14 protein-coding genes are annotated in these 13,993 nt (G+C 57.1%); 4 read left to right on the forward strand and 10 right to left on the reverse strand.

Annotation, left to right across the window (positions count from 1 at the left end; all coding sequences use genetic code 11):
* The first annotated feature begins 63 nt into the window (after positions 1-63).
* Entirely contained in the window at positions 64-1,401 is a 1,338-nt protein-coding gene (locus CWM53_RS29595; RefSeq protein ID WP_074385295.1) for an NCS2 family permease, read from the forward strand.
* Positions 1,402-1,446: 45 nt separating this feature from the next.
* Here the strand turns inward: CWM53_RS29595 and CWM53_RS29600 are convergent, their stop codons facing one another.
* The 10 genes from CWM53_RS29600 to rpmH all read right to left on the reverse strand — a co-directional run bounded on the left by CWM53_RS29600 (position 1,447) and on the right by rpmH (position 9,623).
* The gene (locus CWM53_RS29600) at positions 1,447-2,013 is read right to left on the reverse strand and encodes an NADPH-dependent FMN reductase (RefSeq protein ID WP_100730487.1); all 567 of its coding nucleotides are present in this window, start codon (positions 2,011-2,013) and stop codon (positions 1,447-1,449) included.
* Between the two features lie 36 nt (positions 2,014-2,049).
* Positions 2,050-2,619 (reverse strand): 4'-phosphopantetheinyl transferase family protein, encoded by a 570-nt coding sequence (locus CWM53_RS29605; RefSeq protein ID WP_165785153.1) that lies wholly within the window; start codon positions 2,617-2,619, stop codon positions 2,050-2,052.
* 308 nt (positions 2,620-2,927) lie between these two features.
* Positions 2,928-3,887, reverse strand: coding sequence for an HTH-type transcriptional regulator YidZ (gene yidZ, locus CWM53_RS29610; protein WP_061156302.1), 960 nt, complete (start codon positions 3,885-3,887; stop codon positions 2,928-2,930).
* The gene (locus CWM53_RS29615) at positions 3,862-5,040 is read right to left on the reverse strand and encodes an MFS transporter (RefSeq protein ID WP_074385297.1); all 1,179 of its coding nucleotides are present in this window, start codon (positions 5,038-5,040) and stop codon (positions 3,862-3,864) included. The genes yidZ and CWM53_RS29615 overlap by 26 nt, the downstream gene beginning before the upstream one ends.
* Positions 5,041-5,139: 99 nt before the next feature.
* Positions 5,140-5,559 carry a GNAT family N-acetyltransferase gene (locus CWM53_RS29620; RefSeq protein WP_004151539.1) on the reverse strand — a complete coding sequence of 140 codons (420 nt, stop codon included), beginning with the start codon at positions 5,557-5,559 and terminating at the stop codon, positions 5,140-5,142.
* A 119-nt stretch (positions 5,560-5,678) separates the two neighbouring features.
* Positions 5,679-7,043, reverse strand: coding sequence for a tRNA uridine-5-carboxymethylaminomethyl(34) synthesis GTPase MnmE (gene mnmE / locus CWM53_RS29625; protein ID WP_100632164.1), 1,365 nt, complete (start codon positions 7,041-7,043; stop codon positions 5,679-5,681).
* A gap of 194 nt (positions 7,044-7,237) precedes the next feature.
* Entirely contained in the window at positions 7,238-8,884 is a 1,647-nt protein-coding gene (gene yidC / locus CWM53_RS29635) for a membrane protein insertase YidC (RefSeq protein WP_061156305.1), read from the reverse strand.
* 2 nt (positions 8,885-8,886) lie between these two features.
* Entirely contained in the window at positions 8,887-9,144 is a 258-nt protein-coding gene (gene yidD / locus CWM53_RS29640) for a membrane protein insertion efficiency factor YidD (RefSeq protein ID WP_004151536.1), read from the reverse strand.
* Positions 9,108-9,467 (reverse strand): ribonuclease P protein component, encoded by a 360-nt coding sequence (gene rnpA / locus CWM53_RS29645; protein ID WP_004151535.1) that lies wholly within the window; start codon positions 9,465-9,467, stop codon positions 9,108-9,110. The genes yidD and rnpA overlap by 37 nt, the downstream gene beginning before the upstream one ends.
* Before the next feature lie 15 nt (positions 9,468-9,482).
* Positions 9,483-9,623 (reverse strand): 50S ribosomal protein L34, encoded by a 141-nt coding sequence (gene rpmH, locus CWM53_RS29650; protein WP_000831330.1) that lies wholly within the window; start codon positions 9,621-9,623, stop codon positions 9,483-9,485.
* Between the two features lie 621 nt (positions 9,624-10,244).
* Between rpmH and dnaA the strand changes: the two genes are divergently transcribed.
* The 3 genes from dnaA (at position 10,245) to recF (ending at position 13,973) form a co-directional block, all read left to right on the forward strand.
* Positions 10,245-11,648 (forward strand): chromosomal replication initiator protein DnaA, encoded by a 1,404-nt coding sequence (gene dnaA, locus CWM53_RS29655; protein ID WP_061156307.1) that lies wholly within the window; start codon positions 10,245-10,247, stop codon positions 11,646-11,648.
* 4 nt (positions 11,649-11,652) lie between these two features.
* Positions 11,653-12,753: a DNA polymerase III subunit beta gene (gene dnaN / locus CWM53_RS29660; protein WP_008806743.1), complete on the forward strand. Its 1,101-nt coding sequence runs from the start codon at positions 11,653-11,655 to the stop codon at positions 12,751-12,753.
* Positions 12,754-12,899: 146 nt separating this feature from the next.
* Positions 12,900-13,973 carry a DNA replication/repair protein RecF gene (gene recF / locus CWM53_RS29665; RefSeq protein WP_074385299.1) on the forward strand — a complete coding sequence of 358 codons (1,074 nt, stop codon included), beginning with the start codon at positions 12,900-12,902 and terminating at the stop codon, positions 13,971-13,973.
* The last annotated feature ends 20 nt before the right edge of the window (positions 13,974-13,993 follow it).

A 13,993-nucleotide genomic window follows, 5' to 3' on the forward strand; every position in this document is an offset into this window, starting at 1 on the left:
GGGTGCCCTGTTTTGGTATAGGATAGCCTCGAATTTTCCCTCCTTTACGTTCGGAAACCGATAATGAGTCAACAACAAACCAGCCAGTCTTCTGGCCAGGGTCTGCTGGAGCGCGTATTTAAGCTGCGCGAGCACGGCACCACAGTGCGTACGGAAGCGATCGCCGGTTTCACCACGTTCCTGACGATGGTGTATATCGTTTTTGTTAACCCACAAATTCTTGGCGTAGCGGGCATGGATACCAGCGCCGTGTTTGTGACTACCTGTCTGATTGCTGCGTTCGGCAGTATCCTGATGGGTCTGTTCGCGAACCTGCCGGTGGCTCTTGCGCCGGCGATGGGTCTGAACGCCTTCTTCGCCTTTGTGGTGGTACAGGCGATGGGCCTGCCGTGGCAGGTAGGCATGGGCGCGATTTTCTGGGGCGCCGTCGGTCTGCTGCTGCTGACGATTTTCCGTGTACGCTACTGGATGATCGCCAATATTCCGGTGAGCCTGCGCGTCGGTATCACCAGCGGTATCGGCCTGTTTATCGGCATGATGGGTCTGAAAAATGCCGGGGTTATCGTCGCTAATCCGGAAACGCTGGTCAGCATTGGTCATCTGACCTCCCACAGTGTGCTGCTGGGCATACTGGGCTTCTTTATCATCGCAATTCTGGCATCACGTAACATTCATGCCGCGGTCCTGGTGTCTATTGTGGTCACCACCCTGCTGGGCTGGATGCTGGGCGATGTGCACTACACCGGCATCGTCTCCGCGCCGCCGAGCGTGACGTCGGTGATTGGTCATGTCGATCTGGCGGGCTCCCTGAACCTGGGCCTGGCCGGCGTGATCTTCTCGTTTATGCTGGTCAACCTGTTTGACTCCTCCGGGACGCTGATTGGCGTTACCGATAAAGCGGGTCTGGCTGATGCACAGGGTAAATTCCCGCGCATGAAGCAAGCGCTGTTTGTCGACAGCGTCTCGTCGGTGGCGGGTTCCTTCATCGGTACTTCGTCGGTGACGGCCTATATCGAATCCTCCTCCGGCGTTTCCGTGGGCGGGCGCACCGGCCTGACCGCCGTTGTCGTTGGGATCCTGTTCCTGCTGGTTATCTTCCTGTCTCCGCTGGCGGGGATGGTTCCAGCCTATGCGGCCGCCGGCGCGCTGATTTACGTTGGCGTGCTGATGACCTCCAGCCTGGCGCGCGTGAAGTGGGATGACCTGACGGAAGCGGTACCGGCGTTTATCACCGCGGTGATGATGCCGTTTAGTTTCTCGATCACCGAAGGTATCGCCTTAGGCTTTATCTCTTACTGCGTGATGAAGATCGGAACCGGCCGCCTGCGCGAGCTCAGCCCGTGCGTGGTGATCGTCTCGCTGCTGTTTGTGCTGAAGATTGTCTTTATCGATGCACATTAATCCGCACGCATGATGAAAAAGCCCGGCATCGCTGCCGGGCTTTTTTTATGCTTTAACCCGCTGAATATAGTCGCCAAAGGCGGTCAGCTGGCCGCGCAGATGGTCGAGGGTGCTCTGATCGACTACTTCACCTGACTGCGGATCCACTTTGTTCTGGATCACACCGCCCATAAATTCCGGTTTATTCATCACCATCACATCGAGGAAGACCAGAATCTGGCGCAGATGATACTGGCAGCGTGCGCCGCCGATGGCACCCATTGAGCTGGTCTGAATCAGTACTGGTTTGCCGGACAGCGGCTGCTCGGGCAGGCGTGACAGCCAGTCGATAGCGTTTTTCAGGCCGCCAGGCACGGAATAGTTATACTCGGGAGTGACAATCACCACGCCATCCGCCTCGCGGATCTGTTGCGCAATATCCTGCACGCTCTGTGGGAACCCCTCTTCCTCCTGAATATCAGCATCGTACAGCGGGATATCACCGATCGACGGCAGCGCGGAGATGTCCATGCCCGAGGGCGCGATGCCGGGCAGAGTGCGCGCGACCATTCCATTAAACGACCCTTTGCGCAGGCTGCCGAGTAACGTAACCACTTTTAAGGTATCTGACATGATTGCTCCTTTGTATCATGATGCCGGCAAAACCGGTCAATTGAGGGATAAGGTTTTTTCCATCGGTAAGCTGGTAAAGCGCATCAGGCGGGCCGACGGTTCGCGTGCGCGCCGCTGAGCATCCGGCAGACTATGCCATTCGCCCCCCTTAGCGTCATATTCCCAGACCTTCAGTGAGCCGATATTTGGGCTGGCGGCAATCGACCACACCAGCAGCGATTCGGCGTCACAGACGGCTTCGATCGACTGGCTACCGGCGGTGCGCAGGCGGCCAGAACCCGGCAGCAGCTGCGTTGATGCTTCGCCGGTCAGTTTCAACACGCTTCGCCGCAGCGCCACCAGCTGGCTACGCGCTTCATCCGGGTCATGCTGAATGTTAATCCACAGATTTTCATTGTTACTGAAATTGTGCCGGTCAGCGTCGTGTCCACGCACCGTGCGCTGCAGTTCCATGTCGAGGCCACAATCCCCCTCGGTGGTCAGCGCGACGCCAACAATATTGCCAGTATAAGAGATAGAAAAGTGGGGAAGATGACGATCGCTAAAAACCGGTCTGCCATTGGCGGCGTTGACGATTTCAGGCAGCTCGCTGATGCCGTATAGCATAAACAGCAGTTCGGCGAGCAGCGAACGCGAAGCACGAAAGCGAGCCTGGCGGTATTCAGGGAGTAGACGTGCGGATTGATGACAGGCCGCCGACAAACGTGTCGATAGCGGCTCCCCGGTACTGAGTATCCCTCGTGCAAAATGCGTTGCCATACGTCGCTCCGTGAGTAATGGTCTGGTAAAAATTGCGCGCGTTATTATCGCCTGGTATTAACAGGTTTTAATGCCGAAATGCCCCGTTGAAAAGAGAATTTGTTTGAATTTTACAAATTCTTGCGCAATAAGGTGCGATGGACACGAAACAAGGCTTACAGCGTACCGGAATAGAGTTCTTTTAACGTATCTCTAAGCCAGACGAGCTTGGGGTTGTAGCTGTTGCGCTTATGCCATAGCAAGGTGAAGGGGACGCGGAGCTTTTCCAGAAGCTGAGGTTCCAGCGGCAGCGGGCGAGAGACCAGCGGTAGCTGGTGCTGCTGATTATAGTGCTGGCAGTAGCGCGGCGCGGTGGCCAGCATGGTGTGCTGCGGCTGAGCGGCCATAAAGAGCGATTGTTCAAACCCCGGCACGGTCAGCGCCACGTTACGCTTATACCCCAGCTCCTGCAGCACATCGTCCAGTGCCCAGGTATCGCTCTGTTCCCAGCAGATGGTGATATGCGGATAGCGCAAGAATGCCGCCAGATCCCATTCCTCTCTGAGCGCCGGATGATCGGCGCGCAGCCAGACCTGCGGCAGGTCGGTGAACAGGACATCAAAATCGATATACCACGGCAGCAGGCTCAGCTGCTCCCGCGACTGCGGATGGCTTTCGCGCCCGCAGAAGCCGATATCCACCTCGCCGCGAATAATGGCGTCCAGGGAGTCGTAGTCCCAGTTGCGCAAACGAATCAATGCCTGCGGATAGCGCTGATAGATGCGTTGGGAGAGGGTGTTAAACAGGATCATCAGCAGCGGCGTTTCCGCCGCCAGCTCGAATTTGAGGCCGCTGGGCATGGTGTGGTGCGGTTTATCGAGGATCTGGTTGCCCATCTGCATCCAGTCCGCCAGATCCTGCTCCATGCTGCTGACCAGCGGCGTAGGCGCCAGACCCAGCGGGGTTTTCACAAACAGCGGGTCGTCAAACCAGGCGCGCAGTTTGGCCAGCGACTTGCTCACCGCTGACGGCGAAACGTTCATCCGTTTCGCCGTACGGGTAACGCTGAGCTCCTGGGTCAGGAGCTGCAGGCAGAGGAGTAAATTAAGATCAAGACTCGACAGCGGCTTCTTCATCGTATTGCGCAACCCGCGGTGGGGTGACGACCAGTAATAAAACAAGGCTCATTATGCTACAGGCAATGAGTATCCCGATCAGCATATTCATCGCGCTGAGTCCGATGATGGCGGCGAGCCAAATCCACAGCGATGAACCGCACACCTGCGCGATGCCGAGAACCGAGCTGGCGACGCCCGCGCGCAGCGTGAAGGGCCCCAGCGCCTGGCTCATCGCGACGCCGAATCCAATGGAGAAGCCGGCGCAAATCATGCCCAGCCCGATCAGGGTGACGGACTGGCGGGTGGCGAGGCTCAGCGCCAGGCCTGCCGCCAGAAACAGCACCTGCGAGGTCAGCATTAAGGTGCGGGGGTTAAACAGCGACAGGGCGAACGGCGTCGAGAAGGAGACTGCCATGCTGATCATCGCCATCAGGGCCATCGCCATTGAGTAAGTTCCCCGGTCGAACCCCATCTCTTCCATCATCAGTACCGGAGAGACGTTCACGTAGGTCAGGATCGCCGTCACGCTGAGGGTGGTGATGAGAATGCGGCTGAGAAAAAAGCGGTTCAGCAGCGACTCACTGCCGCCATGCTGTGGTGTCGCAGTCTGCGGGTGTGCCGTCGGGCGCGTCTCGCGCAGGATAAAGACCGACAGCAAACCGACCATGACGCCCATGCCGGTCATGGTGTAGAACAGGCTCTGCCACGGATATTTCAGCATAATCAGGTGACCAAGCACCGGCGCCAGGACGGGGATAATGCAGGTAATGCCGTTGAGCAACGACAGCACCTTGGCGCGGCGACGATCGTCCAGCGTATCGCGCAGGATAGCGAAAGCCACCACGTAGCAGCTGCCGGCGCCGATCCCCTGGATAAAGCGTCCGGCGAGGAAGTGGCTGCTGGTGTGCGCCTGGGCGCAGAGCAGGGAGGCGACAACAAAGATCACCGCGCCCACAATGGCGACAGGCTTACGTCCAGACCGGTCGGCGATGCGACCAGCAAACAGCATTGCGGAGGCCATACCGGCCAGATAGACCGAAAAGGCGATATGTAATTGTGCCTCGCTGGCTCCCAGGTCCTGAGCAATACGCGGCAGGCCGACCAGATACATATCGATGCCGGAAGGATAGAGCAGAACCAGGGCGAAACTGCAGAGAAGAAAGCGTGTCATGGGATCCTCGCGATGTGAATGGCGTTCAGCATAGTGAGGAACGTGCCGCAAGACGAGTTGCCATTTGGACAACGCTCTTTTCCTGGCAGGAAATGCGAGCTAACGACTCCGGGTTCGCCAGACGCGGGCCATCCCTTCGCTCTCCGGTCTGACGCTTTCGAAGCCGAACTTCGCATACAGCTCCGGCACATCCGCCACCAGCGTGACATAGGCCCCGTCAAAGGCGTTAGCGTCCAGCCAGGCGACCAGCTTCTCCATCACCAGCCGGCCCAGGCCTTTTCCCTGATGAGCCGGATCGACGGCGACGTCGACAATATCGAAATTAATCGCGCCGTCGCCGACGATGCGTCCCATCGCGATCGGCGTCTCCTGCCAGAGGATATGTACGCCGTAACAGCTATGCGGCAGTCCGGCTCTGGCGCCTTCCAGGGGGCGTGGCGACATGCCCGCCGCCACCCGCAGGTGGCAAAACGCTTCGGCGGAGGGCACCTTCTCGATCACGGTATATTCAACGGTCATGCTTTAGTCTCGTGGTAAAAGGGGAGATAAAAGTAGAGAACGTTGCGCCGCAAAGGGCAAGAAAAAACCCGCATTAACGCGGCGTTAATGCGGGTGAGTGAACGTTTACGGACTAAACGTTATTTGCCGATGCAGAAGCTGGAGAAGATGCGGCCCAACAGGTCGTCGGAGGTGAACTCCCCGGTGATCTCGCTCAGCGCCTGCTGCGCGAGGCGCAGCTCTTCCGCCAGCAGCTCCCCGGCCCAGGCGCCCAGCAGCTGGGCTTTGCCCTGCTGCAGATGGTTCGCCGCCTCTTCCAGCGCCTGCAGGTGACGGCGGCGGGCGAGGAAGCCACCTTCCATGCTGGTATCGAAGCCCATACTCTGCTTGAGATGGTTACGCAGCACCTCCACGCCTTCGCCGGTACGTGCCGACAGTCGGATCAGTGAGTGGCCATTGACTTCGCTGAGCCCCAGCGTTTCGCCAGTGACGTCGGCTTTATTGCGCACCACGGTAATCGGCAGTTTAGCGGGCAGGCGCTCGATAAAGTCCGGCCAGATCTCCGCCGGGTCAACGGCGCTGGTGGTGGTGCCGTCGACCATAAACAGCACCCGATCCGCCTGCTCAATCTCCTGCCAGGCGCGCTCGATGCCGATACGCTCCACTTCGTCACTGGCGTCGCGCAGGCCCGCGGTATCGATGATATGCAGCGGCATGCCGTCGATATGGATATGTTCGCGCAGCACGTCGCGGGTGGTGCCCGCAATGTCGGTGACGATCGCCGCTTCGCGGCCCGCCAGGGCGTTCAGCAGGCTCGATTTACCGGCATTTGGTCGCCCGGCGATCACCACTTTCATCCCTTCGCGCAGCAGACTGCCCTGACGAGCTTCCGCGCGGACGGCGTCGAGGTCGGCCATCACGCCGTTCAGCTGGGCTTCAATTTTGCCGTCGGAGAGGAAATCAATTTCTTCATCCGGGAAATCGATCGCCGCTTCCACGTAGATGCGCAGGTGAGTGAGCGCTTCCACAAGGTGGTTAACCCGCGCGGAGAAGGCCCCTTGCAAGGAGTTCAACGCCGAGCGCGCCGCCTGTTCTGAACTGGCGTCGATGAGGTCGGCGATGGCTTCTGCCTGCGCCAGGTCGAGCTTGTCGTTGAGGAACGCGCGTTCGGAAAACTCGCCCGGCCTGGCGATGCGTACGCCGGGCAACGTCAGAATACGTTTGAGCAGCAGATCGAGAATGACCGGGCCGCCGTGACCCTGCAGCTCAAGCACATCCTCCCCGGTAAAGGAGTTCGGCCCGGGGAACCACAGCGCAATCCCCTGATCCAGCGGCGTACCGTCAACGTCGTTGAACGGCAGGTAGTCGGCATAACGCGGCTTCGGCAGCTTGCCCAGCACCGCCTGCGCGACATCGCGCGCGTTGAGGCCGGAGATACGCAGGATGCCCACCCCACCGCGTCCCGGAGGGGTGGCCTGGGCGACGATAGTGTCGTTATGGCTCATGGTGACTCTCTATGTAGATGTAAAAAAGGCGGTCCATTGACCGCCTTCTCTGGCATTAACGCTACCGTAGATACTCGAAATAATTCAAGTTGCAGAAAGGCGGCAAGTTAGTGAGGCCCCAGGAGCTTACTGTAGTAAGTGACTGGGGCGAACTAATGAAACCAACGCATCTGCGGCTTGAAGAATGAAGAGTATCAGGATTTCTTCTTCTCGCGGCTATGCAGGCCACGCTTCTCCAGACCACGATAAATCAGCTGCTGCTGAATAATGGTGACCAGGTTGCTGACGATGTAGTACACCACCAGGCCAGACGGGAACCACAGGAAGAACACCGTGAAGATGACCGGCATAAAGGTCATGATCTTCTGTTGCATCGGGTCGGTCACGGTGGTCGGCGACATCTTCTGGATGAAGAACATGGTCGCGCCCATGATGATCGGCAGGATGTAGTACGGGTCTTGTGCAGACAGGTCGTGGATCCACAGGATAAACGGCGCATGACGCAGTTCAACCGAGGCGCTCAGCATGTAGTACAGCGCAAGGAAGATCGGCATCTGAATAATCAGCGGGAAGCAGCCACCCAGTGGGTTCACTTTTTCCGCTTTATACAGCGCCATCATTTCCTGGCTTTGACGTTGTTTATCGTCGCCCAGACGCTCACGCATGGCCTGAATCTTCGGCTGCAGCATACGCATCTTCGCCATGGAGGTGTACTGCGCTTTGGTCAGCGGGTACATGATGCCACGAACGATAAAGGTGATAACGATGATCGAGAAGCCCCAGTTGCCGAGGAAGCTGTGGATGAATTTCAGCAGCTTAAACAGCGGTTGGGAGATGAACCACAGCCAGCCGTAGTCGACGGTCAGATCCAGGTGCGGCGCAACGGCAGCCATTTTGTCCTGAATAGCCGGGCCGACCCACAGCACGCTCTGCAGCTTGTCGGTTTGACCAGGCTGCACCAGTACCGGCTGCGATTTGTAGCCAATAGCCACAATGCCGTTGCCGAGGTTAGCGGTGTAGAAGTTATTCGTCCCGTTATTCTGCGGCACCCACGCGGTGGTGAAGTACTGCTGCAGCATGGCAACCCAACCGTTTTTGGTGCTGACGTTCAGGTTTTCGTTGTCCAGAATGGTATCGAATTTATATTTTTCGTATTTTGAATCCGCGGTGGAGAACGCTGCGCCACGGAAAGTATGCATCGTGGACAGGCCGCCGGTCTGCGTATCGCGACTGGTCGGCAGCGCCGCGGTCTGCTTCAACTGACCGAAGGTCGAGACTTCCAGAGGCTTCTCGCTGGCGTTCTGCACGCTATAACCGACGTTCACCGCATAGCCACCACGTTTCAGGGTGAAGGTTTTGGTGAAGACGTTGCCGGCTTTATCGGTGTAGGTCAGCGGAATGACGATTTCATCCTGGCCATCAGCCAGCACAAACGCCTCTTTATCGACGTTGTACAGCGGACGCGGGCCATTCGCCGGGTTATCCGGACCATCACGGCCGGTTAAGCCGCTCTGCGCCTGGTAGACAAACTGCGGCGTGGTTTCCAGTAACTGGAACGGTTCGGTCGACTTCAGCGTTTTTGGATACGCCAGAAGCAGCGCCTGCTCAATATCACCACCGTTGGTGTTGATAGTCAGCTCAAGCACGTCGGTTTTAACCGTAATCAGTTTCCCCTGGCCACTGGCCGGTACGCCCTGGTCGGCGGCGCTACCCGCTGCTGTGGTCGTAGTCTGCGTGGTCTGCTGCTGGGGCTGCGGATTTTTGTCCTGCTCCCAGGCTTGCCAGATCATGAAAGACACGAACAACAAAGCGATGATAAGAAGATTGCGTTGCGAATCCATCGTTAGTGTTCTCTGGTATCAAATGGTCCGGGCGGGACGGGATCGTCACCACCAGGGTGTAAAGGGTGGCATTTTAATACGCGTTTCATTGTCAACCAACTGCCTTTTATCACACCAAACCTGCGTAAGGCCTCAATTCCGTATTGAGAACAGGTTGGGGTGAAACGACAATGCGGCCCGAGTAGCGGACTAATCAGGCGCTGATAAACTCTAATCAGGCCGATCAGGACCCGCGAGCCAGGCGACAATGGCGGCGCCATAATTTTTCCAACGCTTCCGAGAGAGCACGGTTATCGAGGTCGGCAACCCCTCTTTTCGCCACCACCACGAAATCCATTGGCGGGAGTTCATGTTGACGCAAACGAAAACTTTCACGCGTCAGACGTTTAATCCGATTGCGTTCATGTGCGCGTTTTACGTTTTTCTTGGCGACCGTAAGACCGATGCGGGGATGCCCCAGCGAATTCAGGCGGCCGAGGATGGTGATTTGCGGCGTGCCAGCCCGTTGTGGCTGCTGGAAGACGAAAGTGAAATGACTGGGAGTTAACAAACGTAACTCCCTGGGAAATGCGAGCTTAACCACGCAGGGTTAGCTTTATTACTTGGAAACGGTCAGACGAGCGCGGCCTTTAGCACGACGACGTGCCAGAACCTGACGACCATTTTTAGTAGCCATACGAGCACGGAAGCCGTGAGAACGGTTGCGCTTCAGTACAGACGGTTGAAAAGTGCGTTTCATGGCGATTTCTACCTAAACTTGAATAAATTCACTGACTTTTGCGTAGACCCGAACGAACTTCGAACGACTTACGCCTCAGCGTGGGTGATTAAAGAGGCCGGATTGTAATAATTGTACACTCCGGAGTCAATTCTCTTTCCTTATTTCTCGCACCTTGTCGCACAAAAAATAAGCTGAGACGCGTGACGAAAACGGGCATTACGCGCCGGGTGGGGGATTATACGGCCTGGCCAGTAAAGCGCAAGGATCCGGAAGGATCTTTGTTAGATCGTTTCCGCCCAAAACCAGCATAGCTCATTAATTTTTCCAATATGCGGCGGAAATCGTGCTTCACTCTCCCCAGGATCGATTACACTTACCCGGTTTCGATCCTTCCTGTGGATAAATCGGGAAGAATCTGTTGAGAAACACAAGATCTCTTTCTCAGTTTAGGCTATGATCCCCGGTCCCGATCGCGATCCCCGGATCCGCAACGGGTAATAACCGCAGATAGCGGTTCGCACGTCACCCCTTTAGTGCAGGGGCTTTTCGGCTAATGCAGGGTCTTGTCGACGTGTGCCAACAATCACGATTGTTTCTGTTTTTCTTTGATATCGATTTTATGTTCGAGTGGAGTCCGCCGTGTCACTTTCGCTTTGGCAGCAGTGTCTTGCCCGATTGCAGGATGAGTTACCAGCCACAGAATTCAGCATGTGGATCCGCCCATTGCAGGCGGAACTGAGCGATAACACGCTGGCACTGTATGCGCCAAACCGTTTTGTGCTCGACTGGGTAAGGGACAAATACCTCAATAATATCAATGGACTCCTCAATGATTTTTGCGGTGCTGATGCCCCGCAGCTGCGTTTTGAGGTGGGTGCTAAGCCAGCCAGCTCGCTGCAGAAAGGAGCGGTAAGCCCGGCCACAGCGGCCATCCCGGCAGCGCAGGTGCAGACCGCGCGCGTGGCGCCGACGATCGTGCGCCCTGGCTGGGATAATGTTCCGGCACCGGCGGAGCCGACCTACCGCTCTAACGTTAACGTGAAACACACGTTTGATAACTTCGTCGAAGGTAAATCTAACCAGCTGGCCCGCGCGGCGGCGCGTCAGGTGGCCGATAACCCGGGCGGCGCCTACAACCCGCTGTTCCTTTATGGCGGTACCGGTCTGGGGAAAACCCACCTGTTGCACGCGGTGGGTAACGGCATTGTGGCGCGTAAGCCGAACGCGAAAGTGGTCTATATGCACTCCGAGCGTTTCGTCCAGGACATGGTCAAAGCGCTGCAAAACAACGCCATCGAAGAGTTTAAGCGCTACTACCGCTCCGTTGACGCCCTGCTGATCGATGACATTCAGTTCTTTGCCAATAAAGAACGATCCCAGGAAGAGTTTTTCCACACCTTCAATGCCCTGCTGGAAGGTAATCAGCAGATCATCCTGACCTCGGATCGTTATCCAAAAGAGATCAATGGCGTTGAAGATCGTCTGAAATCCCGCTTCGGCTGGGGCCTGACGGTGGCGATCGAGCCGCCGGAGCTGGAAACCCGCGTCGCGATCCTGATGAAAAAAGCCGATGAAAACGACATTCGCCTGCCAGGCGAAGTGGCGTTCTTTATTGCCAAGCGCCTGCGCTCAAACGTGCGTGAGCTGGAGGGGGCGCTGAACCGCGTTATCGCCAACGCCAACTTCACCGGCCGGGCGATCACCATCGATTTCGTGCGCGAAGCGCTGCGCGATCTGCTGGCGCTGCAGGAAAAACTGGTCACCATCGACAATATTCAAAAGACGGTGGCGGAGTACTACAAGATTAAGGTAGCGGATCTGCTGTCCAAGCGCCGCTCCCGTTCGGTGGCGCGTCCTCGCCAGATGGCGATGGCGCTGGCCAAAGAGCTGACCAACCACAGCCTGCCGGAAATCGGCGATGCGTTTGGCGGCCGCGACCATACCACCGTGCTGCACGCCTGCCGTAAGATTGAGCAGTTGCGTGAAGAAAGCCACGACATTAAAGAAGATTTTTCCAATTTAATCAGAACATTATCCTCGTGACGCTATGAAATTTACCGTAGAACGTGAACATTTATTAAAACCGCTGCAACAGGTGAGCGGTCCGTTAGGTGGTCGTCCGACGCTGCCCATTCTCGGTAACCTGCTGCTTCAGGTCGCGGACGGCGCACTGTCGCTGACCGGTACCGATCTTGAAATGGAGATGGTGGCGCGCGTGGCGCTGGTTCAGCCGCACGAAGCGGGCGCAACGACCGTTCCGGCGCGTAAATTCTTTGATATCTGCCGCGGCCTGCCGGAAGGCGCGGAGATCGCGGTTCAGCTGGAAGGCGATCGGATGCTGGTGCGTTCCGGCCGCAGCCGCTTCTCGCTGTCGACGCTGCCTGCTGCCGACTTCCCGAATCTGGATGACTGGCAGAGCGAAGTGGAATTTACCCTGCCGCAGGCGACCATGAAGCGTCTGATCGAAGCCACTCAGTTCTCGATGGCGCACCAGGATGTTCGTTACTACTTAAACGGTATGCTGTTTGAAACCGAAGGTAGCGAACTGCGCACGGTGGCCACCGATGGTCACCGCCTGGCGGTCTGTTCGATGCCGCTGGAAGCGTCGCTGCCGAACCATTCGGTGATCGTGCCGCGTAAAGGGGTGATTGAGTTGATGCGGATGCTCGATGGCGGCGATACCCCGCTGCGCGTGCAGATTGGCAGCAACAATATCCGCGCTCACGTGGGCGATTTTATCTTTACGTCGAAGCTAGTTGATGGCCGTTTCCCGGATTATCGCCGCGTATTGCCGAAAAATCCGGATAAACATCTCGATGCTGGCTGTGACATTCTCAAGCAGGCCTTCGCCCGCGCGGCAATCCTCTCGAACGAGAAATTCCGCGGCGTGCGGCTGTACGTCAGTGAAAACCAGCTGAAAATCACCGCCAATAACCCGGAGCAGGAAGAGGCGGAAGAGATTCTGGATGTGACCTACGCCGGAACGGAGATGGAGATTGGCTTCAACGTTAGCTATGTGCTGGATGTGCTGAATGCGCTGAAGTGCGAGAATGTGCGCATTTTGCTGACGGATTCGGTGTCGAGCGTGCAGATTGAGGATGCGGCTTCGCAATCCGCAGCCTATGTCGTCATGCCTATGAGATTGTAGTGGAAAATATCGGGCTATCTTACTTGCCATTTTCAATCTGGGCTGTGCTCGCCCCTGTCACGTACTTCGTGTACGCTCCAGGGTCTGCGCGCAGTCCGCGTTGAAACTGGCTGCGCCGATAACGCCCTGGCCCAAAGAACGCTGATATGTCACTGACGCGCTTGCTCATCAAAGATTTCCGCAATATTGAAAATGCGGATCTCGCTTTATCCCCCAGCTTTAACTTCCTGGTTGGCGCAAACGGCAGCGGCAAAACCAGCGTGCTGGAAGCTATCTATACGCTCGGTCATGGCCGGGCGTTTCGTAGTTTGCAAATTGGCCGGGTGATCCGCCACGAGCAGGAGGCTTTTGTCCTGCACGGCCGCCTGCAGGGCGAAGAGCGGGAAACCGCCATCGGCCTGACCAAAGACAAACAGGGCGACAGCAAGGTGCGCATCGACGGCACCGACGGCCACAAAGTGGCGGAGCTGGCGCACCTGATGCCGATGCAACTGATTACGCCGGAGGGGTTTACTTTACTCAATGGCGGCCCCAAATACAGAAGAGCATTCCTCGATTGGGGATGTTTTCATAACGAAGCCGGATTCTTCACCGCCTGGAGCAACCTGAAGCGCCTGGTCAAGCAGCGCAACGCCGCGCTGCGTCAGGTCAGCCGCTATGCCCAGCTGCGACCATGGGATCTGGAACTCATTCCGCTGGCGGAACAAATCAGCCGCTGGCGTGCCGAATACAGCGCCGCTATCGTCGAAGACATGGCGGATACTTGTCAGCAATTTTTACCAGAATTCACGCTCACCTTCTCTTTCCAGCGCGGTTGGGAAAAAGAGACCGACTACGCGGAGGTGCTGGAGCGGAATTTCGAGCGCGACAGAATGTTAACCTACACCGCCCACGGCCCGCATAAAGCGGATTTCCGTATTCGCGCCGACGGGGCGCCGGTGGAAGATACCTTGTCGCGCGGGCAGCTTAAGCTGCTGATGTGCGCCCTGCGTCTGGCGCAAGGTGAGTTCCTCACCCGCGTCAGCGGGCGGCGCTGCCTGTACCTGATAGATGATTTTGCCTCGGAACTTGATGATGCCCGCCGCGGTCTGTTATCCAGCCGCCTGAAAGCGACGCAGTCGCAGGTTTTCGTCAGCGCGATCAGCGCTGAACACGTTATGGACATGTCGGACAAAAATTCGAAGATGTTCCGCGTGGAAAAAGGTAAAATAACGGATTAACCCAAGATTAAATGAGCGAG

Source organism: Klebsiella sp. A-Nf5 (genome assembly GCF_002810545.1).
Classification (GTDB): Bacteria; Pseudomonadota; Gammaproteobacteria; order Enterobacterales; family Enterobacteriaceae; genus Klebsiella; species Klebsiella variicola.